At 61.7% G+C, this 20,941-nt stretch carries 34 protein-coding genes; 30 read left to right on the top strand and 4 right to left on the bottom strand.

Going from position 1 to position 20,941, the window contains the following annotated elements:
• From G474_RS22910 to rplQ, 30 genes are all read left to right on the top strand, one after another.
• The coding region (locus G474_RS22910; RefSeq protein ID WP_076604501.1) for an EF-Tu C-terminal domain-related protein at window positions 1–92 on the top strand (92 nt) is incomplete at its 5' end.
• A gap of 66 nt (window positions 93–158) precedes the next feature.
• Window positions 159–470, top strand: a complete 312-nt coding sequence (rpsJ, locus tag G474_RS0116870; RefSeq protein WP_026687994.1) for a 30S ribosomal protein S10 — start codon at window positions 159–161, stop codon at window positions 468–470.
• A gap of 111 nt (window positions 471–581) precedes the next feature.
• Window positions 582–1,220, top strand: coding sequence for a 50S ribosomal protein L3 (rplC, locus tag G474_RS0116875; RefSeq protein ID WP_026687995.1), 639 nt, complete (start codon window positions 582–584; stop codon window positions 1,218–1,220).
• Between the two features lie 9 nt (window positions 1,221–1,229).
• Complete coding sequence (rplD, locus tag G474_RS0116880; RefSeq protein WP_026687996.1) at window positions 1,230–1,853, top strand: 50S ribosomal protein L4; 624 nt, start codon at window positions 1,230–1,232, stop codon at window positions 1,851–1,853.
• Window positions 1,850–2,152: a 50S ribosomal protein L23 gene (rplW, locus tag G474_RS0116885; RefSeq protein WP_026687997.1), complete on the top strand. Its 303-nt coding sequence runs from the start codon at window positions 1,850–1,852 to the stop codon at window positions 2,150–2,152. Before rplD ends, rplW begins: the two co-directional genes overlap by 4 nt.
• Window positions 2,152–2,979, top strand: coding sequence for a 50S ribosomal protein L2 (gene rplB, locus G474_RS0116890; protein WP_026687998.1), 828 nt, complete (start codon window positions 2,152–2,154; stop codon window positions 2,977–2,979). The genes rplW and rplB overlap by 1 nt, the downstream gene beginning before the upstream one ends.
• Window positions 2,980–2,990: 11 nt before the next feature.
• Window positions 2,991–3,266, top strand: a complete 276-nt coding sequence (gene rpsS, locus G474_RS0116895; protein ID WP_026687999.1) for a 30S ribosomal protein S19 — start codon at window positions 2,991–2,993, stop codon at window positions 3,264–3,266.
• A 9-nt stretch (window positions 3,267–3,275) separates the two neighbouring features.
• A complete protein-coding gene (gene rplV, locus G474_RS0116900) occupies window positions 3,276–3,605 on the top strand; it encodes a 50S ribosomal protein L22 (RefSeq protein ID WP_026688000.1) in 330 nt (109 codons plus the stop codon).
• A gap of 9 nt (window positions 3,606–3,614) precedes the next feature.
• The gene (gene rpsC / locus G474_RS0116905) at window positions 3,615–4,403 is read left to right on the top strand and encodes a 30S ribosomal protein S3 (RefSeq protein ID WP_026688001.1); all 789 of its coding nucleotides are present in this window, start codon (window positions 3,615–3,617) and stop codon (window positions 4,401–4,403) included.
• The gene (gene rplP / locus G474_RS0116910; protein ID WP_026688002.1) at window positions 4,404–4,817 is read left to right on the top strand and encodes a 50S ribosomal protein L16; all 414 of its coding nucleotides are present in this window, start codon (window positions 4,404–4,406) and stop codon (window positions 4,815–4,817) included. It abuts the gene before it with no gap.
• 2 nt (window positions 4,818–4,819) lie between these two features.
• Complete coding sequence (gene rpmC / locus G474_RS0116915) at window positions 4,820–5,014, top strand: 50S ribosomal protein L29 (RefSeq protein WP_026688003.1); 195 nt, start codon at window positions 4,820–4,822, stop codon at window positions 5,012–5,014.
• Window positions 5,011–5,277: a 30S ribosomal protein S17 gene (gene rpsQ / locus G474_RS0116920; RefSeq protein WP_026688004.1), complete on the top strand. Its 267-nt coding sequence runs from the start codon at window positions 5,011–5,013 to the stop codon at window positions 5,275–5,277. Before rpmC ends, rpsQ begins: the two co-directional genes overlap by 4 nt.
• Before the next feature lie 147 nt (window positions 5,278–5,424).
• Entirely contained in the window at window positions 5,425–5,793 is a 369-nt protein-coding gene (gene rplN, locus G474_RS0116925) for a 50S ribosomal protein L14 (protein WP_026688005.1), read from the top strand.
• Between the two features lie 10 nt (window positions 5,794–5,803).
• Window positions 5,804–6,121 carry a 50S ribosomal protein L24 gene (gene rplX, locus G474_RS0116930; RefSeq protein ID WP_026688006.1) on the top strand — a complete coding sequence of 106 codons (318 nt, stop codon included), beginning with the start codon at window positions 5,804–5,806 and terminating at the stop codon, window positions 6,119–6,121.
• Between the two features lie 9 nt (window positions 6,122–6,130).
• The gene (gene rplE, locus G474_RS0116935) at window positions 6,131–6,670 is read left to right on the top strand and encodes a 50S ribosomal protein L5 (protein ID WP_026688007.1); all 540 of its coding nucleotides are present in this window, start codon (window positions 6,131–6,133) and stop codon (window positions 6,668–6,670) included.
• A gap of 7 nt (window positions 6,671–6,677) precedes the next feature.
• Window positions 6,678–6,983, top strand: a complete 306-nt coding sequence (rpsN, locus tag G474_RS0116940; protein WP_026688008.1) for a 30S ribosomal protein S14 — start codon at window positions 6,678–6,680, stop codon at window positions 6,981–6,983.
• Window positions 6,984–7,001: 18 nt separating this feature from the next.
• Window positions 7,002–7,400: a 30S ribosomal protein S8 gene (gene rpsH / locus G474_RS0116945; RefSeq protein ID WP_026688009.1), complete on the top strand. Its 399-nt coding sequence runs from the start codon at window positions 7,002–7,004 to the stop codon at window positions 7,398–7,400.
• Window positions 7,401–7,410: 10 nt separating this feature from the next.
• Entirely contained in the window at window positions 7,411–7,944 is a 534-nt protein-coding gene (gene rplF, locus G474_RS0116950; RefSeq protein ID WP_026688010.1) for a 50S ribosomal protein L6, read from the top strand.
• Window positions 7,945–7,953: 9 nt separating this feature from the next.
• The gene (rplR, locus tag G474_RS0116955) at window positions 7,954–8,310 is read left to right on the top strand and encodes a 50S ribosomal protein L18 (protein ID WP_026688011.1); all 357 of its coding nucleotides are present in this window, start codon (window positions 7,954–7,956) and stop codon (window positions 8,308–8,310) included.
• 29 nt (window positions 8,311–8,339) lie between these two features.
• A complete protein-coding gene (gene rpsE, locus G474_RS0116960; protein WP_026688012.1) occupies window positions 8,340–8,867 on the top strand; it encodes a 30S ribosomal protein S5 in 528 nt (175 codons plus the stop codon).
• Between the two features lie 3 nt (window positions 8,868–8,870).
• Window positions 8,871–9,053: a 50S ribosomal protein L30 gene (rpmD, locus tag G474_RS0116965; protein WP_026688013.1), complete on the top strand. Its 183-nt coding sequence runs from the start codon at window positions 8,871–8,873 to the stop codon at window positions 9,051–9,053.
• A 1-nt stretch (window position 9,054) separates the two neighbouring features.
• On the top strand, window positions 9,055–9,489 hold the full coding sequence (gene rplO, locus G474_RS0116970) for a 50S ribosomal protein L15 (protein WP_026688014.1): 435 nt from the start codon (window positions 9,055–9,057) through the stop codon (window positions 9,487–9,489).
• Between the two features lie 84 nt (window positions 9,490–9,573).
• On the top strand, window positions 9,574–10,833 hold the full coding sequence (secY, locus tag G474_RS0116975) for a preprotein translocase subunit SecY (protein WP_425386885.1): 1,260 nt from the start codon (window positions 9,574–9,576) through the stop codon (window positions 10,831–10,833).
• Between the two features lie 7 nt (window positions 10,834–10,840).
• Entirely contained in the window at window positions 10,841–11,059 is a 219-nt protein-coding gene (infA, locus tag G474_RS0116980) for a translation initiation factor IF-1 (RefSeq protein ID WP_026688016.1), read from the top strand.
• 76 nt (window positions 11,060–11,135) lie between these two features.
• Window positions 11,136–11,249, top strand: coding sequence for a 50S ribosomal protein L36 (rpmJ, locus tag G474_RS0116985; protein ID WP_026688017.1), 114 nt, complete (start codon window positions 11,136–11,138; stop codon window positions 11,247–11,249).
• 50 nt (window positions 11,250–11,299) lie between these two features.
• Window positions 11,300–11,665, top strand: coding sequence for a 30S ribosomal protein S13 (gene rpsM, locus G474_RS0116990; protein ID WP_026688018.1), 366 nt, complete (start codon window positions 11,300–11,302; stop codon window positions 11,663–11,665).
• Between the two features lie 12 nt (window positions 11,666–11,677).
• Window positions 11,678–12,067: a 30S ribosomal protein S11 gene (rpsK, locus tag G474_RS0116995; RefSeq protein WP_026688019.1), complete on the top strand. Its 390-nt coding sequence runs from the start codon at window positions 11,678–11,680 to the stop codon at window positions 12,065–12,067.
• A 12-nt stretch (window positions 12,068–12,079) separates the two neighbouring features.
• Window positions 12,080–12,709, top strand: a complete 630-nt coding sequence (gene rpsD, locus G474_RS0117000; RefSeq protein ID WP_026688020.1) for a 30S ribosomal protein S4 — start codon at window positions 12,080–12,082, stop codon at window positions 12,707–12,709.
• A gap of 33 nt (window positions 12,710–12,742) precedes the next feature.
• Complete coding sequence (locus tag G474_RS0117005; protein ID WP_026688021.1) at window positions 12,743–13,717, top strand: DNA-directed RNA polymerase subunit alpha; 975 nt, start codon at window positions 12,743–12,745, stop codon at window positions 13,715–13,717.
• 58 nt (window positions 13,718–13,775) lie between these two features.
• Window positions 13,776–14,180: a 50S ribosomal protein L17 gene (gene rplQ, locus G474_RS0117010; RefSeq protein WP_026688022.1), complete on the top strand. Its 405-nt coding sequence runs from the start codon at window positions 13,776–13,778 to the stop codon at window positions 14,178–14,180.
• 100 nt (window positions 14,181–14,280) lie between these two features.
• Here the strand turns inward: rplQ and G474_RS0117015 are convergent, their stop codons facing one another.
• Genes G474_RS0117015 through G474_RS0117030 form a run of 4 tightly spaced genes read right to left on the bottom strand, consistent with a single transcriptional unit; the run spans window position 14,281 to window position 20,819 of the window.
• Entirely contained in the window at window positions 14,281–15,801 is a 1,521-nt protein-coding gene (locus G474_RS0117015) for a SpoIIE family protein phosphatase (protein WP_026688023.1), read from the bottom strand.
• Window positions 15,798–16,706 (bottom strand): response regulator, encoded by a 909-nt coding sequence (locus G474_RS24495; RefSeq protein WP_026688024.1) that lies wholly within the window; start codon window positions 16,704–16,706, stop codon window positions 15,798–15,800. The genes G474_RS0117015 and G474_RS24495 overlap by 4 nt, the downstream gene beginning before the upstream one ends.
• A complete protein-coding gene (locus G474_RS0117025; RefSeq protein ID WP_169729537.1) occupies window positions 16,706–19,036 on the bottom strand; it encodes a CHASE domain-containing sensor histidine kinase in 2,331 nt (776 codons plus the stop codon). Before G474_RS0117025 ends, G474_RS24495 begins: the two co-directional genes overlap by 1 nt.
• The gene (locus tag G474_RS0117030; protein WP_026688026.1) at window positions 19,023–20,819 is read right to left on the bottom strand and encodes an ABCB family ABC transporter ATP-binding protein/permease; all 1,797 of its coding nucleotides are present in this window, start codon (window positions 20,817–20,819) and stop codon (window positions 19,023–19,025) included. Before G474_RS0117030 ends, G474_RS0117025 begins: the two co-directional genes overlap by 14 nt.
• Between the last annotated feature and the right edge of the window lie 122 nt (window positions 20,820–20,941).

Consider the following 20,941-nt stretch of genomic DNA (forward strand, 5'->3'; position numbering starts at 1 on the left):
GCCCGATCGCCATGGAAGAAGGTCTGCGTTTCGCCATCCGTGAAGGCGGTCGTACCGTCGGCGCCGGCGTCGTCGCCAAGATCATCGAGTAATTCGAGTTCGCTCTTTTTTGAAACCGGGGCGGGATTCCTCCCGCCCCACGCTCTTTAGGAACAGTCATGCAAAGCCAGAAAATCCGTATCCGCCTGAAGGCCTTCGATTACAAGCTGATCGACCAGTCCGCCCAGGAAATCGTTGAAACCGCGAAGCGCACCGGCGCCGTGGTGCGTGGCCCCGTGCCCCTGCCCACCCGCAAGCAGCGTTTCGACATTCTGCGTTCTCCCCACGTGAACAAGGCTTCCCGTGACCAGTTCGAGATCCGTACCCATCTGCGCCTGATGGACATTGTCGATCCTACCGACAAGACCGTTGACGCCCTGATGAAGCTGGATCTTCCCGCCGGCGTGGATGTAGAAATCAAGTTGCAGTAAATAAAGTGTTGCGGTTATAATCCGCAGCTTTTCGGGGGTGGCGCGTTTGCGTCACCCAATTTTGCTTGTCCATCCGTCAGCCAACCGTAGCTGACGATGAGGAGAATAACCATGAGTCTAGGCCTTGTTGGTCGCAAGGTGGGCATGACTCGCATCTTTGCCGAGGATGGTGCTTCCATTCCCGTCACGGTGCTCGACGTGTCCAACAATCGCGTGACCCAAGTCAAAACGCCGGAAACCGACGGCTATGCAGCCGTTCAGGTGGCCTTCGGCAAGCGCCGCGCCTCCCGCGTGATCAAGCCCCTGGCTGGTCATGTGGCCAAGGCAGGTGTCGAAGCCGGGCATGTCCTGAAGGAATTCCGGGTTGAGCCCGATCAACTCGCCGGTCTGAAGGCGGGTGATCAAGTGGCTGTCACCATTTTTGCTGAAGGTCAGAAGGTTGACGTTACCGGTACTTCCATCGGTAAGGGCTTCCAGGGCGGCATCAAGCGCCACAACTTCAGTTCCAACCGTGCATCCCACGGTAACTCCATCTCCCACAATGCCCCGGGTTCCATCGGTATGGCTCAGGATCCCGGTCGGGTCTTTCCTGGTAAGCGCATGGCCGGCCACCTGGGTGATGTCGCCTGTACCCAGCAAGGTCTGACCATCGTTCGCGTTGATGCCGATCGTCAGCTGCTGCTGGTGAAAGGTGCTGTGCCGGGTGCCAAGGGTAGCGACGTCGTCGTGCGTCCCTCGGTCAAGGCTTAAGGAGTCAGCATGGAACTGAAGGTAATTAACGAACAAGGTCAGGCGGCTGCTCCCCTGCAAGCCTCCGACGTGCTCTTCGGTCGCGATTACAACGAAGCGCTGATTCACCAGGTGGTGGTGGCCTATCAGGCCAACGCCCGTGCTGGTGACCGCAAGCAGAAGAATCGCTCCGAAGTGGCGCATACCACTCACAAACCCTGGAAGCAGAAGGGTACGGGTCGCGCTCGTGCCGGTATGTCCTCTTCCACCATCTGGCGTGGGGGCGGTCGTGCCTTCCCCAATACTCCCGAAGAAAACTTCGGCCAGAAGGTCAACAAGAAGATGTTCCGCGCCGGTGTGGCTTCCATCCTCTCCGAGCTGGTCCGTCAGGATCGCCTGGTGGTGGTGGATTCCCTGTCCATCGACGCGCCCAAGACCAAGCTCTTCGCCCAGAAGCTGAAGGGTATGGGTCTGGATGATCGCTTGCTGGTGATCACCGATCAACTGGATGAGAATCTGTATCTCTCCTCCCGCAACCTGCCCAACGTGCTGGTCCTGGAAGCCCAGGAAGCCGACCCGGTCTCCCTGGTCCGTTTCCCCCGCGTCCTGGTGACCAAGAACGCGGTGGCCAAATTTGAGGAGATGTGGGCATGAACCAGGAACGTCTGCTGCAGGTGCTGCTGGCACCGCAAATCTCCGAAAAGGCTACCTACGTTGCTGACAAGCACGAGCAGGTCGTCTTCCGTGTCGCCTCCGATGCCACCAAGCCCGAAATCAAGGCTGCCGTTGAGCTGCTGTTCAAGGTTCAGGTGGAGTCCGTGCAGGTGCTGAATGTCAAGGGCAAGGTCAAGCGTTTCCGCCAGACCACGGGTCGTCGCAAGGGCTGGAAGAAAGCCTTCGTGTGCCTGAAGCCCGGTCAGGAAATCAACTTTGTGGAAGGGGGGAACGCGTAATGGCCCTCGTCAAAGTCAAGCCTACCTCTCCCGGCCGCCGTGCCGTGGTCAAGGTGGTTGCCGAGAACCTGCATAAGGGCAAGCCCTTTGCCGGTCTGCTCGAAAAGCAAACCATCAAGGCAGGTCGTAACAACAATGGTCGCGTGACTGTCCGCCATCAGGGTGGTGGTCACAAGCAGCACTACCGTGTGATCGACTTCAAGCGCAACAAGGATGGCGTGCCGGCTAAGGTTGAGCGTATCGAATACGATCCCAACCGTTCTGCCCACATTGCCCTGCTGTGCTACGCCGATGGCGAGCGCCGTTACATCATCGCCACCAAGGGCATGGTTGTCGGTCAGCAGATCATGAGCGGCTCCGAAGCGCCGATCAAGCCGGGTAATGCCCTGCCGATCCGCAACATCCCCGTGGGTACCACCATCCACTGCGTCGAAATGCTGCCTGGCAAGGGTGCCCAGATGGCCCGTGCGGCCGGTACCTCCGTGCAGCTGCTGGCCCGCGAAGGCACCTACGCCCAGCTGCGCCTGCGTTCCGGTGAAATCCGCCGGGTGCACGTGGAATGCCGTGCCACCGTGGGTGAAGTCGGTAACGAGGAAAACAGCCTGCGCAAGATCGGTAAGGCCGGTGCCAATCGTTGGCGCGGCATCCGTCCCACCGTTCGCGGTGTGGCCATGAACCCTGTCGATCACCCCCACGGCGGTGGCGAAGGGCGTACTGGCGAAGGTCGTGTGCCTGTCAATCCTTGGGGTCAGCCTGCCAAGGGTTACCGTACCCGCAACAACAAGCGCACGAACAGCATGATCGTGCAGCGTCGTCATAAGCGTTAAGGGGTAAGAGTATGGGACGTTCTGTAAAAAAGGGCCCGTTCATCGATGCCCACCTGCTTAAGAAAGTTGATGCTGCCCGTGCTGGCAACGACAAGCGCCCGATCAAGACCTGGTCGCGTCGTTCCACCGTGCTGCCCGATTTCGTTGGCCTGACCATCGCCGTGCATAACGGCAAGCAGCACATTCCGGTCTACGTCACCGAAAACATGGTTGGCCACAAGCTGGGCGAGTTCTCCCTGACCCGTACCTTCAAGGGTCATACCGCCGGCAAGAAGGCGAAGAAATAAGGAGGCCACATGGAAACTACTGCAACTCTGCGTGGCGTTCGCCTCTCTGCCCAAAAGGGCCGCCTGGTCGCCGATATGGTTCGGGGCAAGTCGATTGGCAACGCACTGAACATTCTGGCCTTCTGCCCCAAGAAGGGCGCTGGCATCATCAAGAAGGTGCTGCTGTCTGCTGTCGCCAACGCCGAGCATAACGACGGCGCCGACATCGACGAGCTGAAGGTCAAGACCATCTATGTCGAAAAAGGCATGATGCTGAAGCGCTTCACTGCTCGCGCCAAAGGCCGTGGCAACCGGATCGTCAAGCCGACCTGCCACATCTATGTGACTGTCGGGAACTGAGGATAAGCCATGGGACAAAAAATTCATCCGACAGGCTTCCGCCTTTGCGTCACCCGTGACTGGGATTCCCGTTGGTTCGCCAACAGCAAGGATTTCCCGGGCATGCTGGCCCAGGACGTGATGGTTCGTGAATACCTGAGCAAGAAACTGAAGCACGCTTCCGTGGGTCGTGTGCTGATCGAGCGTCCTGCCAAGAACGCCCGTATCACCGTGTTTTCCGCCCGTCCGGGCGTGGTGATCGGCAAGAAGGGTGAGGATATCGAGGTGCTGCGTACCGATCTTCAGCGCATCATGGGCGTGCCCGTGCATGTGTCCATCGAAGAAATCCGCAAGCCCGAAACCAACGCGCAACTGATCGCCGACTCCATCGCTCAACAGCTGGAAAAGCGGATCATGTTCCGTCGTGCCATGAAGCGCGCCATGCAGAACGCCATGCGTCTGGGCGCTCAGGGCATCAAGATCATGAGCTCCGGCCGTCTGAATGGTGCTGAAATCGCCCGTACCGAATGGTACCGGGAAGGTCGTGTGCCTCTGCACACCCTGCGTGCCGACATCGACTACGCTACCTCCACCGCCGAGACCACCTATGGTGCCATCGGTATCAAGGTGTGGGTGTACAAGGGCGACATGCTTGCCCGGGGCGAACAGCCCGAAGCCGAAGTGGCCGCCGATGATGCCCGTCGGGCCCGTCGTCCCCGTCCCGAAGGTGACAAGCCTCGCGCTCCCCGCGCGGACAAGAAGCCCGGTGACGCGGATGGCAAGGCTCCCGCCAAGCGTGTAAGAAAGGCAGGTGCTTAAATGCTGCAACCTAATCGTCGCAAGTATCGCAAGGAGCACAAGGGCCGCAACGAGGGTCTCGCGACCCGCGGCGCCAAGGTCTCCTTCGGTGAGTGGGGCCTGAAGGCCATCGGTCGCGGTCGGCTGACTGCCCGCCAGATCGAAGCTGCCCGTCGTGCCATGACCCGGCACATCAAGCGGGGCGGTCGTATCTGGATCCGCGTTTTCCCGGACAAGCCCATTTCCAAGAAGCCCGCCGAAGTCCGGATGGGTAACGGTAAGGGTAATCCCGAGTACTGGGTCGCCGAGATCCAGCCGGGCAAGGTCCTTTATGAAATGGATGGTGTGAGTGAAGAGCTGGCTCGCGAGGCGTTCCGCCTGGCTGCTGCCAAGATCCCCTTCGCGACCACTTTCGTTACCCGACACGTGGTGTGATCATGAAAGCGATCGAACTGAGAAAGAAGAGCGTGGACGAGCTCAAGACTGAACTCCTGGACCTGTTGAAGGCCCAGTTCAGCCTGCGTATGCAAGTCGCCACGCAACAGCTGGCCAATACCAGTCAGCTTGGCAAGGTGCGTCGCGACATCGCTCGTGTGCGTACTCTTATTCGTGAAAAGGCGGTGCAGCAATGACTGAGACCACGAGCAACAAGCGTACGCTGATCGGCCGCGTCGTCAGCGACAAGATGGACAAGACCGTGACGGTCCTGGTCGAACGTCGGGTGAAGCATCCGATCTACGGCAAGATCATCACCAAGTCCAAGAAGTATCACGCCCATGACGAGAACAACGAAATGGGCGAGGGCGATCTGGTCGAGATTGAAGAATCCCGTCCGATCTCCCGTTCCAAGACCTGGCGTGTGACCAAGCTGCTCGAAAAGGCAGTCGTGGTTTAAGCTTCAGGGCTTGCACAAACACAAAGAAGCCGGTATTATCCGGCTTCTTTGTTTCCCGTGGCCCTCCCGGGGTTGCGGATCAAGTTAATTTCTCCCTCACGGGTTCCAAGACTGTCCGCCGCCTGGCGGGATAAGTTGGAGTTAAAAATGATTCAGATGCAGACGGTTCTGGATGTGGCCGATAACACCGGCGCACGTTCAGTAATGTGTATCAAGGTGCTGGGTGGCTCCAAGCGTCGCTATGCGGGCATTGGTGATGTCATCAAGGTCAGCATCAAGGATGCGGCTCCTCGCGGCCGTGTCAAGAAGGGTGACGTGTATAACGCCGTGGTGGTTCGTACCGCCAAGGGTGTGCGCCGTCCCGACGGTTCTGTGGTGAAGTTCGACAACAACGCCGCAGTGCTGCTCAACAACAAGCTGGAGCCGATTGGCACCCGTATCTTCGGGCCGGTTACCCGCGAACTGCGGACCGAGCGCTACATGAAGATCGTCTCCCTGGCGCCGGAAGTGCTTTAAGGAGCCTGAGATGGATAAGATTCGTAAAGGTGACGAAGTCATCGTCATTACTGGTAAAGACAAGGGCAAGCGTGGCACCGTGAGTCGTCGCGTCGATGCAGATCACCTGGTGGTCGAGGGCATCAACCGTGCCAAGAAGCACGTGAAGCCCAATCCCATGAAGGGTGTGGCTGGCGGCATCGTCGATAAGGACATGCCCATCCATATCTCCAATGTGGCCCTGTTCAATCCCGCTACCTCCAAGGCAGACCGGGTTGGTATCAAGGTGCTGGAAGATGGTCGCAAGGTTCGTGTGTTCAAGTCGAACGGCGAACTGGTGAAGGCGTAAGGAAACGACATGGCTCGCTTGTTTGATATTTACAAGACTGAAGTGGCGCCGGTGCTGACCAAGCAGTTCGGTTACAAGTCTCCGATGGAAGTGCCCCGCATCACCAAGATCACCCTGAACATGGGTGTGGGTGAGGCTGTGGCCGACAAGAAGGTGCTGGAAAACGCCGTGGGCGACATGCAGAAGATTGCTGGTCAGAAGCCCGTCGTGACCAAGGCTCGCAAGTCCATCGCCGGCTTCAAGATTCGTGATGGTTACCCCATCGGCTGCATGGTGACCCTGCGCGGTCCCCAGATGTATGAGTTCCTGGACCGTCTGGTCACCATCGCCCTGCCTCGCGTGCGCGACTTCCGCGGTATCGCCAGCAAGGGTTTTGATGGTCAGGGCAACTACAACATGGGTGTGAAAGAGCAGATCATCTTCCCCGAAATCGAGTACGACAAGGTCGACGCGCTGCGCGGGATGAACATCAGCATCACCACCACGGCCAAGACCGACGAGGAGTGCAAGGCCCTTCTCGGCGCGTTCAAGTTCCCTTTCAAGAATTGAGGCAGACATGGCGAAACTTGCCCTGATTAACCGCGAAGAAAAGCGCCGCGCAATGGTCGCTCAATACGCGAAGAAGCGTGAAGCGCTGATGGCTGTCATCAATGATGCCAGTCTGTCCGACGCCGACCGCTATGAAGCTCGGCTGAAGCTGCAGCAGCTTCCCCGTAATGCCAGCCCTTCCCGGCTGCGCAATCGTTGTCAGCTCACGGGTCGTCCCCGTGGTGTGTTCCGCAAGTTTGGCATGTGCCGTAACAAGATCCGCGAACTGGCCTTTGACGGTCAGATCCCGGGTGTTGTCAAGGCCAGCTGGTAAGCTCAGGAGGATAGATATATGGCTATGAGCGATCCCATCGCGGACATGCTGACCCGCATTCGCAACGCCCAGATGGCTGAAAAGGCCGCCGTGGCGATGCCCGCTTCCAAACTCAAGGCAGCCATCGCTGCCGTGCTGAAGGAAGAAGGCTATGTCGAAGATTACGCGGTCAAAGAATCCGCTGGTAACAAGGCTACCCTGGAAATTGCCCTGAAGTATTACGCCGGCCGTCCGGTCATCGAGCGCATCGAACGCGTCTCCAAGCCCGGTCTGCGTATCTACAAGGGTTCCGATGATATCCCCCGTGTCATGAACGGTCTGGGTATCGCCATCGTGTCCACCCCCCGGGGTGTGATGACTGACCGCAAGGCACGTGCTACCAATGTTGGTGGCGAAGTGCTCTGCATCGTGGCGTAAGGGAGGAAACATGTCCCGAGTTGGTAAGAACCCGATTGCCCTGCCCGCTGGCGTTGAAGTCAACGCCAATGGCCAGGAAATCACCGTCAAGGGCCCCCTGGGCACCCTGAAGACCGCAGCCCATCCTGCCGTGGAAGTGAAGGTAGAAGGCCAGAGCATCGTCTGCTCCCGCGTTGCCGGCGTTGATAACGCCTCCGCCATGTGGGGCACCATGCGTGCCAACCTGAACAACATGGTGACTGGCGTTTCCAAGGGCTTCGAAAAGAAGCTGACCCTGGTGGGTGTGGGCTACCGTGCCCAGGCCCAGGGTGAAGCGGTCAACCTGACCCTCGGTTTCTCTCACCCCGTCGTGCATCAGATGCCCGCCGGTGTGAAGGTGGAAACTCCCACCCAGACCGAGATCCTGATCAAGGGCGTGGACAAGCAGAAGGTTGGCCAGGTGGCCGCCGAGATTCGCGCGTACCGCAGCCCCGAGCCCTATAAGGGCAAGGGTGTGCGTTATGCCGACGAAGTCGTTGTCCTCAAGGAAACCAAGAAGAAGTAAGGGTGGCATATGCTTAACAAGAAACAAGCGCGTCTGCGCCGCGCCCGCAAAACCCGGGCCAAAATCGCCGAGCTCAAGGCTGTGCGCTTGTGCGTTAATCGCACGAACTGCCACATTTATGCTCAGATCATCAGTGCCTGTGGCGCCAAGGTCCTGGCTTCCGCTTCCACCCTGGAAGCCGAGGTCCGCAAGGATCTGGCCAACGGCGGCAACAAGGCTGCGGCTGGTGTCGTGGGCAAGTTGATCGCCGAGCGGGCCAAAGCTGCCGGTATCGAGACCGTTGCATTCGATCGGTCCGGTTTCCAGTACCACGGTCGCGTCAAGGCGCTGGCCGAGGCAGCCCGTGAAAACGGTCTGCAATTCTGATCGCCGGGCGATAGGACGAGGTTAAAGAAATGGCTAAACCTGAAAGAAACAAGAAGCCCCAGCAGGCTGAAGAGCGTGATGACGGCATGCGCGAAAAGATGGTCTCCATCAATCGCGTCACCAAGGTGGTGAAGGGCGGCCGGATTCTCGGTTTCGCTGCACTGACCGTGGTGGGTGATGGCGACGGTGGCGTCGGCATGGGCAAGGGCAAGTCCCGCGAAGTGCCCGTGGCCGTGCAGAAGGCGATGGAAGAAGCCCGTCGCAAGATGTTCAAGGTCAGCCTGAAGAGCGGCACCCTGCATCACACCGTGGTCGGCAAGCACGGCGCTACTGAAGTCATGATCCAGCCCGCTCCCGATGGTACCGGCATCATCGCTGGCGGCGCCATGCGCGCTGTCTTCGAAGTGATCGGCATCACCAACGTGGTGGCCAAGGCTCATGGCTCCACCAATCCCTACAACATCGTTCGCGCTACGCTGAACGGCCTGTCTCGCATGAACACTCCTGCCGAGATCGCCGCCAAGCGGGGCAAGAGCGTCGAAGAGATTCTGGGGTAAGACATGTCCGAAAAAACTGTGAAGGTGACGCTCGTCAAGAGCATCATCGGTACCAAGCAGTCCCACCGTGCCACCGTGCGCGGCCTGGGTCTGCGCAAGCTGAACCATACGGTTGAACTGGTGGATACCCCCGCTGTGCGCGGCATGATCCACAAGGTCGCCTACCTGCTGAAGTGCGAGGGCTAAGATGCGTCTGAATTCCATCAAACCCGCTGAAGGTGCCAAGCACGCTGCCAAGCGTGTTGGGCGTGGCATCGGCTCCGGCCTGGGCAAGACCTCCGGTCGTGGCCACAAGGGTCAGAAGTCCCGTTCCGGTGGTTTCCATAAGGTCGGCTTCGAAGGCGGCCAGATGCCCATCTATCGTCGTCTGCCCAAGCGTGGCTTCGTTTCCCTGACCAACCACCGCAACGTGGAAGTGCGTCTGGACGAACTGAACGCCCTGCCCGTGGATGAAGTGGACCTGCTGGTGCTGAAGCAATCCGGCCTGATCGCCGGTGACGCCCTGTCCGCCAAGGTCATCCTGTCCGGCGAGATCACCCGCAAGGTGGTTTTGAAGGGCGTGGGTGCCACCAAGGGTGCTAAGGCCGCCATCGAGGCAGCCGGCGGCAGCATTGCTGCCTGATTAATGCAGTGAGGGAATAGTATCTTGGCAGCGAATCCTGGTCTGGCGAGTGGTGGCAAGTTCGGCGATCTCAAGCGCCGGCTGATGTTCCTCCTGGGAGCCCTGGTGGTGTACCGCATTGGTGCCCACATTCCGGTTCCCGGGATCGATCCCGCAGTCCTGGCTGATCTGTTCAAGTCGCAACAGGGCGGCATCCTGGGCATGTTCAACATGTTCTCGGGTGGCGCCCTGTCCCGCTTCACCATTTTTGCCCTGGGCATCATGCCCTACATCTCTGCATCCATCATCATGCAGCTGATGACCGTCGCCATTCCCCAGCTCGAATCCCTGAAGAAGGAAGGGGAAGCCGGACGACGCAAGATTACCCAATACACGCGCTACGGCACCCTGGTGCTGGCGTTCTTCCAGGGGCTGGGCATCGCCATCGCCCTAGAAGCTCAGGCCGGCCTCGTACACGAGCCCGGTTTCCTGTTCCGCCTGACCACCGTGATGACCCTGATCACCGGCACCATGTTCCTCATGTGGCTGGGTGAGCAGATCACCGAACGGGGCCTGGGCAACGGTATTTCCATCATCATCTTCGCCGGTATCGCTGCCGGGCTGCCCAACGCCATTGGCGGCCTGTTCGAACTGGTGCGCACCGGGGCCATGCACCCGCTGACCGCCATCGTCATCTGCATCCTGGTGGTGCTGGTGACCGCCTTCGTAGTGTTCGTCGAACGGGGGCAGCGCAAGATTCTGGTCAACTATGCCAAGCGTCAGGTGGGCAACAAGGTCTATGGTGGCCAGTCCTCTCACCTGCCCCTGAAGCTCAACATGGCCGGCGTTATTCCGCCCATCTTCGCTTCCAGCATCATTCTGTTTCCGGCCACCGCTGCCGGCTGGTTCGGCTCCAGCGAATCCATGATCTGGTTGAAGGACGTGGCGGCCGCCCTGTCCCCTGGTCAGCCGATCTACGTGCTGCTCTACGCCACTGCCATCGTGTTCTTCTGCTTCTTCTACACGGCCCTGGTGTTCAACTCCAAGGAAACGGCCGACAACCTGAAGAAGAGCGGTGCCTTCATTCCCGGTATCCGCCCCGGTGAGCAGACCGCCCGCTATGTGGACAAGATCCTGATGCGCCTGACCCTGGTGGGCGCGGTGTACATCACCCTGGTCTGTCTGCTGCCCGAGTTCCTGATTCTGAAGTGGAACGTGCCCTTCTATTTCGGGGGTACATCGTTGCTGATTATCGTGGTCGTCACCATGGATTTCATGTCTCAGGTGCAGGCTTATGTGATGTCGCACCAGTATGAAAGTCTCCTGAAAAAGGCGAATTTCAAGGGTGCTCCCTTGATCAAGTAATCGGGAAATGGCGAAAGAAGATCTCATCGAAATGCAGGGCGAGGTGATTGAGAACCTCCCCAATGCTACCTTCAAGGTAAAACTCGAAAACGGGCATGTGGTTCATGCCTTCATCTCCGGCAAGATGCGTATGCACTATATCCGCATCCTGCCCGGGGACAAGGTGACGGTTCAACTGACGCCTTATGATTTGTCCAAGGCCCGGATCGTGTTCCGGACCAAGTAAAGAATTCTCTACGCGTAACCCCAGGCGGGAAGGGATCACGGCTGCTCCCCCACCGCCTAACTGAGGAGTTGTAAAAATGAAAGTGTTGCCTTCGGTGAAGCGCATTTGCCGTAATTGCAAGGTGATCCGCCGCAAGGGCGTGGTGCGCGTTATCTGCAAGGATCCGCGCCACAAGCAGCGGCAGGGCTAATAGCCTTGTTCGGATTTTTTTATTAATTTTGGCATCGTTGGGGTGAATCAATGGCCCGTATTGCAGGGGTAAACATTCCGAACCATCAGCACGCTGAGATCGCGCTCACCGCCATTTACGGTGTTGGCCGGTCCCGCGCACAGAAGATCTGTGATGCTGCTGGTGTTACTCGTACTACCAAGATCAAGGACCTGTCGGACGCCGACATGGAAAAGCTCCGTGACGAAGTGGGTAAATTCACCGTTGAAGGTGACCTGCGTCGCGAAGTGACCATGAACATCAAGCGTCTGATGGACCTGGGTTGCTACCGCGGTCTGCGTCATCGCAAGGGTCTGCCTTGCCGTGGCCAGCGTACCCGCACCAATGCTCGTACCCGCAAGGGTCCGCGCAAGGCCATCGCCGGCAAGAAGAAGTAAGAGGGACTGATCATGGCTAAGACCGCTCAAAAAGTTCGCAAGAAAGTTAAGAAGAACGTGGCCGAGGGCATTGCCCACATCCACGCCTCCTTCAACAACACCATCATCACCATCACCGACCGTCAAGGTAACGCCCTGTCCTGGGCTACCTCCGGTGGTGCTGGTTTCCGTGGTTCCCGCAAGTCCACTCCCTTTGCTGCCCAGGTTGCTGCTGAAGCCGCCGGCAAGGCCGCTCAGGAATGTGGCGTGAAGAACCTGGAAGTTCGTATCAAGGGCCCTGGCCCTGGCCGTGAATCTTCCGTCCGCGCCCTGAACGCGCTGGGCATGAAGATCACCGGTATCACCGATGTGACCCCGGTGCCCCACAACGGCTGCCGTCCGCCCAAAAAGCGCCGTATTTAAGGAGTACAGAACGTGGCTCGTAATCTCGATCCGAAATGCCGCCAGTGTCGCCGTGAAGGGGAAAAGCTGTTCCTCAAGGGCGAAAAGTGTTTTACCGACAAGTGCGCCATCGAGCGTCGCTCCTATGCTCCCGGCCAGCATGGCCAGAAGTCCGGCGCCCGCCTGTCCGACTACGGCGTGCACCTGCGTGCCAAGCAGAAGATCCGCCGTGTCTACGGCGTGCTCGAAGGCCAGTTCCGCCGCACCTTCGCCGAAGCTGAGCGCCGCAAGGGCCAGACTGGCGAAAACCTGCTGCAACTGCTGGAAGCCCGCCTGGATTCCGTCGCCTACCGCATGGGTTTTGGTGCCTCCCGCACCGAAGCCCGTCAGGTGGTGCGTCACAACGGCGTGCTGGTCAACGGCAAGCGCGTGAACATCCCCTCCTTCACCGTCCGCCCCGGCGACGTGGTGTCCCTGACCGACAAGGCCCGTGGCCAACTGCGCGTCAAGGCTGCCCTGGAAGCCGCTGAATCCCGTGGTTTCCCCGAGTGGATCGCCGTGGACGTGAAGGAAGGCAAGGGCACCTTCAAGGCCATGCCGCAACGCGCCGAGCTCTCCCCGACCCTCAACGAAGGTCTGGTGATCGAACTCTATTCGAAGTAACCGGATTACCGGCGACTAGCAAAAGGACAGCCCATGCAAAGTAATGCTCTCTTGAAACCGCGCATCATCGACGTTCAAAGCGTATCTCCGGTGGAAGCCAAGGTCGTTATGGAACCCTTTGAGCGCGGCTTCGGGCATACCCTCGGGAATGCCTTGCGCCGCATCCTGCTCTCCTCCATGGACGGTTACGCTCCCACTCAGGTTTCCATCGAGGGCGTCCTGCACGAATACTCCACCATCGACGGTGTGGAAGAAGACGTGGTGGACATCCTCCTGAACCTGAAGGGCGTGGTCTTCAAGCTGCACAATCGCGCCGAAGTCCTTCTTTCCCTCAAGAAGGAAGGTCCCGGCGTGATCCGTGCCGGTGATATCGAGGTTTCCCATGACGTGGAAATCATCAATCCCGAGCACGTGATCGCCCACCTGCAGCCCGGTGGCAAGCTGGCCATGGAGCTCAAGGTTGAGAAGGGCCGGGGCTATGTGCCTGGCAACCTGCGCAACCTGGGCGATGCCAAGACCATCGGTCAGCTGGTCCTCGACGCCTCCTTCAGCCCCATCAAGCGCGTTGCCTACTCCGTGGAATCCGCACGGGTGGAGCAGCGTACTGACCTGGACAAGCTGATCGTGGAAATCGAGACCAACGGGGTGATCCAGCCGGAAGAAGCCATCCGTGCCGCCGCCCGTATCCTGATGAGCCAGCTGGAAGTGTTTGCTGACCTCGAAGGTACGGCGCCTGCCGTGGAAGCTGCCAAGCCGGCCCAGGTGGATCCCATCCTCCTGCGTCCGGTGGATGATCTGGAGCTGACCGTGCGCTCGGCCAACTGCCTCAAGGCAGAAAATATTTACTACATCGGCGACCTGATCCAGCGTACCGAGAACGAACTTCTGAAGACTCCGAACCTGGGCCGCAAGTCCCTGAACGAGATCAAGGAAGTGCTGGCCTCCCGGGGTCTTACCCTCGGCATGAAACTGGAAAACTGGCCGCCCGCCGGTCTGGAACGGGCTTAATCACCCTTAAGGACCTGCGCCCTTAAAGGGACGCCTGTACAAAAGAAAGGAATTAACCATGCGTCACCGTCTTGGTTTGCGGAAACTGAACCGCACTAGCAGCCATCGCCTGGCGATGCTGCGCAACATGACCGTCTCTCTGCTGCGCCACGAGGCGATCAAGACCACCCTGCCCAAGGCCAAGGAGCTGCGCCGGGTTGTGGAACCCATGATCACTCTGGGCAAGAAGCCCAGCCTGGCCAATCGCCGTCTGGCTTTTGACCGTCTGCGTGATCGCGAGATCGTCGTCAAGCTGTTCGACGAGCTGGGTCCCCGTTATGCCAACCGTCCCGGTGGCTACCTGCGCATCCTGAAGTGCGGCTTCCGCGTGGGCGACAACGCCCCCATGGCCTTCGTGGAACTCGTGGATCGTCCCGAGCCCAGCGAAGCTGTGGAAGTGGCTGACGACGCTTCCGAATCCTGAGCAGGATAGGATGAGAAAAAAACCGGGCGCAAGCCCGGTTTTTTTTGTCCTGGAAATTTCCACCGCTCATCTGCTGGCGTTGCTGTAGCGCCGTGCCGCTTCAGGCATGGCTGAGCAGCAGCAGGGAAACGTCATCCTTGGCGGGGCTGGCCGACAGATGGGCCCCCAGGGCCTTCATCAGGGCCAGGCGGCGGCCGCCCGGGCTGGTGTGGGCCAGGGTGGCTTCCAGACCTTCCTTGCCGAAGGCTTCCCCGTCGGCATTCTCGGCTTCGATGAGCCCGTCCGAGTAAAGCAGGAGCTGCTGCCCGGGGCGCCAGGCGATGGCTGCCGGGCTGGCCTCCATCTGGGCATTGTCCACGATCCCCAGGGGGAGATGCACGGAGGGGAAACGCTGCACCAGTCGGCCCCATTCGTCGATCAGCAGGGCTTCGGGGGTGCCGCCCACCCAGATTTCGCCGCGGCTTTCATCGGCTTCGATGCAAACCAGGGCCATGGCCACAAAACGTCCGGTGGGCACCGACTCCCGCAACTGCTGGTTGAACTCCAGCAGGATCTCGCGGATGTCGTGGTCGTGGCTGGTCATGCGGTAGAACAGGGCCAGCAGGGGCAGCACGCTGATGGCGGCCGCCAGACCGTGCCCGGTGGCATCGGCGAGCAGGGCGTAGCGGCGGCCCTTGGGGGAGCGGGCGGCGGCCACCACGTCGCCGCTGAAGGTGGTGGTGGGGGCCACCCAGTACTGGACCAAGGGGTCCTGGAGGCCTGGGCGGTGCAGCTGCATTTCGATCAGCCGCTTGGCCAGGGCCTGTTCGTCCTGGAGGGCCAGGTAGTAGGCATCCAGCTGGGCCTGGGTACGGCGCTGCTCGGTCACGTCGCGCAGGATGCCGGTAAACAGGCGCTGGCCGTTCTGGCGCAGCTCCGAAACCGAAACCTCGGCCTGGAAAGTGCTGCCGTCCTTGCGCCGGGCCATGACTTCGCGGCGATTGCCCACCATGTAAGGGGCGCCGCCCCCCAGGTAGCTACGGATGTGGAAATCGTGCTCGCTGCGCTGGGGCTCGGGCATCAGCAGGGAGATGTTCTGCCCCTCCAGCTCCGCCGCCGAGTACTGGAAGATCACCTCGGTGGCCTGGTTGAAGTGGATCATGTGGCCCCGGCTGTCGATGGTGATGATGGCATCGAGGACGCTGTTGGAGAGCTTCTCCAGGCGGTCCCGGGTGGCCACCGCCTCGCGCTGGAAGTGCAGGGCCTTCTGGATGGAGCGCAGCTTGGCTTCCAGCACCACGAAGTTGATGGGTTTTGCCAGATAGTCGTCGCCTCCGGCTTCCAGACCGGCCAGCAGGTTCTGGTCCCGCTCCAGGGCGGAAAGGAAGATCAGGGGCACCCAGCTGGCGCTGGCCGCCTTGATCTGTCGGGCGGCTTCAAAGCCGTCCATGACCGGCATCATGATGTCCAGCAGCACCAGATCCGGGCGCAGCTCCTTGAAGCGGGCCACGGCCTCGGCCCCATCCCGGGCCGTGCTCACCCGGTGGCCGAGCTTGCCCAGGAAGACTTCGAGCAGGTGCAGATTGGTCTGGGTGTCGTCGGCAGCCAGGATGTGCAGGGGGGGCAGTTGGGCGGGAATCATGGGGTGTTGCCCTCCGGGAGCAGGGCGATGCTGGCCACCACCACGTTGCCCCGACCCTGGTATTCCAGGGCGGCAAAACTCATCATGCGCGCCAGGGCGATGCCCCGGCCATTGGGGTCGAAAGCCCGTTCCGGGCTGAATTCCAGGTAAGGCGCCCAGTCGAATCCGCTGCCCTGGTCCTCGATGCGCACCTGCAGCAACCCGGGCTGGCGGCTGACCCGGACCGACACCTGCTTGTCCCGGTTTTCCGGCAGGGCGGCCCGGCGGCTGACCTCCTGGTGCCAGCTGTCCTGCTGTTTGAGGCTGGCCTTCTGAGCGTAGGTGATGCCCAGGTTGCCGTGCTCGATGGCGTTCAGCATCAACTCCGCCAGCCCCAGTTGAGCCGTGTCGGGCCGGGGACAGGCCTGGGCCAGGAAGGCGGCCAGCTGCCCGGCGTCCTCCAGGCTGCGGATCAGGAAGTGGGCCTCCTGGAGAAAGCCGATGCCGCGCCAGCGTTCCGCCTCCTGGCGCAGCATCAGCCGACGCTGCTGGGCGTCGGCCAGGGCGGCCCGGATGATGGCCAGCAGCCCTTCCCGCTCGTAGGGTTTGGTCAGGTAGTAGTAGGCGCCCGCCTCCAGGCCCTCGCGGATCTGCTCCGGGCTGCAGGCCGCCGTCTGCATGATCACCGGCAGGGTGGCGAAGCGGGGATCGGGCTTGATGCGGCGCAGCAGGGTCATGCCGTCCAGCCCCGGCATCATCCGGTCCAGGAGCACCGCCTCGTAGCGCTGCTCGTTCTGGTCCAGGGCCTCCCAGGCCGCCTCGCCGGAATCGCAGTAATCGGCGCTGCAGCCGGAGCCGTCCAGGTACTCCTCGATGATTTCCAGGTTGATGGGTTCGTCATCGACGACCAGCAGATGGGCATTCATCACGGGGTTTCCTCCTGTGGTGGGGCGTCGCTTTCCCGGGGCAGGGCGGCGATCAGCCGGGCGCCCCCCAGGGGGCTGTTTTCGGCATGGATGCGGCCCCGGTGGGCCAGCATGATTTCCTGGCAGATGGCCAGGCCCAGGCCGGTGCCGCCGGCCCCCGTGCGGGTACGGGAACTCTGGGCAAACTTGTCGAAAATGGCCTCCAGCTCGTCCGCCGGGATGCCGGGCCCCTGGTCCTCGACGCAGAGGGACAGGGCATCCAGAGTACCCTGGTCCGAGGCCCGCCGTCCCCGGGGCAAGCGGGTGGCGCTGTAACTGATGCGGATGATGCCAGCCTCGGGGGAAAAGCGGATGGCATTGGAGAGCAGGTTGTGCAGCACCTGGGCAAAGCGGGGCGCGTCCACCAGGGCCTGGGTGTGGGTGCACAGCTGCCGCACATCCACGCGCAGCGCCTTTTTCTGCAACAGGGGGTCCAGCTCTCCCAGCACCTGCTGCAGGATGGGCTGCACGTCCTGCCGGCGGGGCCGCACTTCCATCTTGCGGGCCTCCAGCTTGGCCAGGTCGAGGAGGTCGTTTACCAGGGACAGGAGCCGCTCGGCGCTTTGCTGGATGCGCAGGAAGTAGCGGTGCAGCTTCTCGTGAGCTTCGGACTTGCCCAGGCCGATGCTGGCAAATCCAAGCATGGCATGCAGGGGCGTGCGCAGCTCGTGGGACATGTTGGCCAGGAACTCCGACTTGGCCTGGATGGCTTCCCGGGCTTCCCGCAGGGCCCCTTCCAGCCTCTGGGTACGCTCCTGCACCAGTTCCTGGAGCCGGTCCCGGTGCTGGCGCAACTCCAGCTCTGCGGCCTTGCGGTCATGGATGTCGGAGATGGAACCGGCCATCAGCAGGGGGTCGCCCTGTTCGTTCCAGGTCGCCTGGCCCTTGAGGTGGAACCAGCCCCAGCTGCCGTCCGGTCGTTTCAGGCGCAGTTCCAGGTCGTAGGGGGCACGCTGACGCAGGTGGGCTTCCAGGGCCTGGCGCAGCAGGGGGGCATCATCGGGATGCAGCAGGGCCAGGAGGATGTCGCCGCCATCCTGATCCGGGGAGCGTTCCGGATGGCCCAGCAGGCCCAGGGCCCGCTCCGAGAAGAACCAGCTGTCCTGGCGGAAGTCCCGGTGCCAGAGTCCGTCGTTGGCCCCTTCGGCGGCGAGCCGGAAGATCTGTTCCGACTGCTCCAGCTTCTGGGTCATGCGCTGGGCCAGGTTCATGGCCCGCTGCCCCTGGGTGGACAGCATCCAGAGCAGCAGACCGGTCAGGCTGGCCAGGCAGATGCCCGCCGTCAGGGCGATGCTGGCCGGGTCCTGGAAAGAGAACAGGGGCACGCTCTGGCGGCTCTCGAAGCGCAGCAGCCAGGTGCGGCCGCCAAAGCTCAATTCCCGCTCCTCGTTCAGGGGGGCCTGGTAGTCGGCCTGGCGTTCCGGGTGGGTGTCGTGCAGCAGGGCCAGCTGGGCGCCCCCCTTGAGGCTGTCGTAGCCCCAGTCGTCAAAGATCTGCAGGGCCAGATAGGGATTGCGGCTGTAGTTGAGCGTCTGCATGAAATCGCTCATCCGGTAGGCGGCAAAGACATAGCCGCGCAGGGCCTGCTGCCGCTCTTCCACGGTACTGGTGGGCAGATCGTTGGCGTAGATGGGCAGGAACAGGATGAAACCGGGGCGGCTTTGTTCCGGTTGATCCAGGATCAGCTGCAGGCGGCGGCTCATGGCCACGTTGTCCCGGTCCCGGGCCTCGTCCATGGCCTCCTTGCGGGCCGGCTCGGAACCCAGGTCATAGCCCAGACCGCGCAGATTGGAGCCCTCGCTCGGGGAGACGAACAGCACCGGAAAGCGGGGTTCCAGCCGGCCGGGGGGAAACACCTGGTACTCCGGCAGGTTCAGCAGCTTCCGGGCCTGGGCCTCGAAGCGGGACAGCTCCTGGGCCGGCACCGCCGGCAGGTAGCCGAAGGCCTGGACGCCTTGCAGCTGGGTGCGGGGGTCTTGAAAACTGCTGAAACGCAGCCAGTCCGCCTGCCGGACTTCCGGCATGCTGCTGATGAAGGCCCGCAGCCCTTGCAGGAACTGGGCATGGTGGCGCAGCCGGTCGCGGATTTCCACGGTGACCAGGGCCGCGTCCATGGAAAAACGTACCCGGGCCTCGTCCAGGTTTTCCTGGTGCAGGCGATGGGCAAAGGCCAGGCTGGCGGCAACGATGATGCAGAACGCCAGCAGCGGCAGCACCCAGCGCCCGGAAGGGTGGAGCAGAAGGGAGCGACGCTGCAGATGGGCGGCGGGCATGGGCTTAGGGGGAGTCATCCTGTTGCTGGATGGCCCACATTTGAGCATAAACCCCGTCTTTTGCCAGCAGTTCGGCGTGCCGGCCCCGTTCCACGATACGCCCCTCGTCGAGCACCAGGATTTCGTCGGCCCCCATGACCGTAGACAGCCGGTGGGCGATCACCAGGGTGGTGCGGCCCCGGGCCGCCGCCTCCAGCTGCACCTGGATGGCCTGTTCGGTACGGGAATCCAGGGCCGAGGTGGCTTCGTCGAAGATCAGGATGGCGGGGTTCTTGAGCAGGGCCCGGGCGATGGCGACCCGCTGCTTTTCCCCGCCGGAGAGTTTCAGGCCCCGTTCCCCCACCCGGGTGTCGTAGCCCTCGGGCAGGCGGGCGATGAAGCTGTCCAGCTGGGCGGCCCGGGCGGCCGCCAGCACCTCCGCGCGGCTCGCTTCCGGGCGGCCGTACTGGATGTTGTAGAAGAGGGTGTCGTTGAACAGCACCGTGTCCTGGGGCACGATGCCGATGGCGCCGCGCAGGCTGGCCTGGGTGTAGCCGCGAATGTCCTGCCCGTTGAAGCGGATGGCGCCGGCGCTCACGTCGTAGAAGCGGAACAGCAGCCGCGCCAGGGTGGATTTGCCGGCTCCGGAGGGGCCGACCACCGCCACCGTGTGCCCGGCGGGAATGCAGAAATCCAGCTCATGCAGGATGGGGCGTTGGGGATCGTAGGCAAAGCCCACCGCCGCAAAGCGGATTTCCTGGGGGCCGGGCTCCAGGCGGACGGCGCCGGGCTCGTCCGCCACCTCCTTGCCCTCGTGCAGCAGGTCGAACATCCGCTCGATGTCCGTCAGGGCCTGGCGGATCTCCCGGTACACCACCCCCAGGAAGTTGAGGGGCATGTAGAGCTGCATCAGGAAAGCATTCACCAGCACCAGATCGCCCACGCTCATGGTGCCTTCGGTGACGCCCCGGGCCGCCTGCCACATCATCAAGGTGATGCCGATGGCGATGATGGCCTGCTGGCCCAGGTTGAGCAGGGACAGGGTCTTCTGGCTGCGGGTGGCGGCCTCGGCCCACTGCTGCAGGTCCTGGTCGTAGCGCCGGGCCTCGTAATCCTCGTTGTTGAAATACTTGACCGTCTCGTAGTTGATCAGGCTGTCGATGGCCCGGGTGTTGGCGGCCGAGTCCGTTTCGTTGACCTGGCGCCGGATGGCGATGCGCCAGTTGCTCACGGCCACGGTGAAGCCCACGTAAACCACCAGGGAAGCCAGGGTGATCAGGGTGAACACCGGGTCGTAGCGGACCACCAGCACCGCCAGCACCAGGCCGATCTCGATCAGGGTGGGCAGGATCGAATACAGGGTGTAGTTGATCAGGCTGCCGATGGAGCGGGTGCCCCGCTCGATATCCCGGGAGATGCCCCCGGTCTGGCGTTCCAGGTGAAAGCGCAGGGACAGGGCGTGCAGGTGGCGGAACACCTCCAGGGCCAGGCGGCGGATCGACTGCTGGGTGACCCGGGCGAAGAGGATTTCCCGGAGCTCGGTGAACAGGGAAGAGGCAAAGCGTAGCAGGCCGTAGAGCAGCAACAGGGCCACCGGCAGCACCAGCAGGGTCTGGCCCGGGGCCAGGCCGTCGATGATCTCCTTGAACACCAGGGGCACGGCCACGGTGGCGAGCTTGGCGCCCACCAGACAGAGCAGGGCGGCGATCACCCGGCCCCGGTAAGCCCAGAGATAGGGGAACAGGCTCATCAAGGTGGGCCAGAGGGGACGCTCGGGGCGGGAAGGGTCCGAAGGCAGGGGGCGGGAGCTGTGGGCGCGCATGGGAAAACAGGGAATAAGAGGCCGAGTATATGAAAAGTCGCGGGAATCCGGGAAAATCCATCATTTTCTACCGGAGCCGCTGCCGTGATCGATGAACCCGTCCGTCTGCCCGAGAGGCAACC

The sequence above is a fragment of the Azovibrio restrictus DSM 23866 genome (assembly GCF_000429665.1).
In the GTDB taxonomy this organism is placed as follows: domain Bacteria; phylum Pseudomonadota; class Gammaproteobacteria; order Burkholderiales; family Rhodocyclaceae; genus Azovibrio; species Azovibrio restrictus.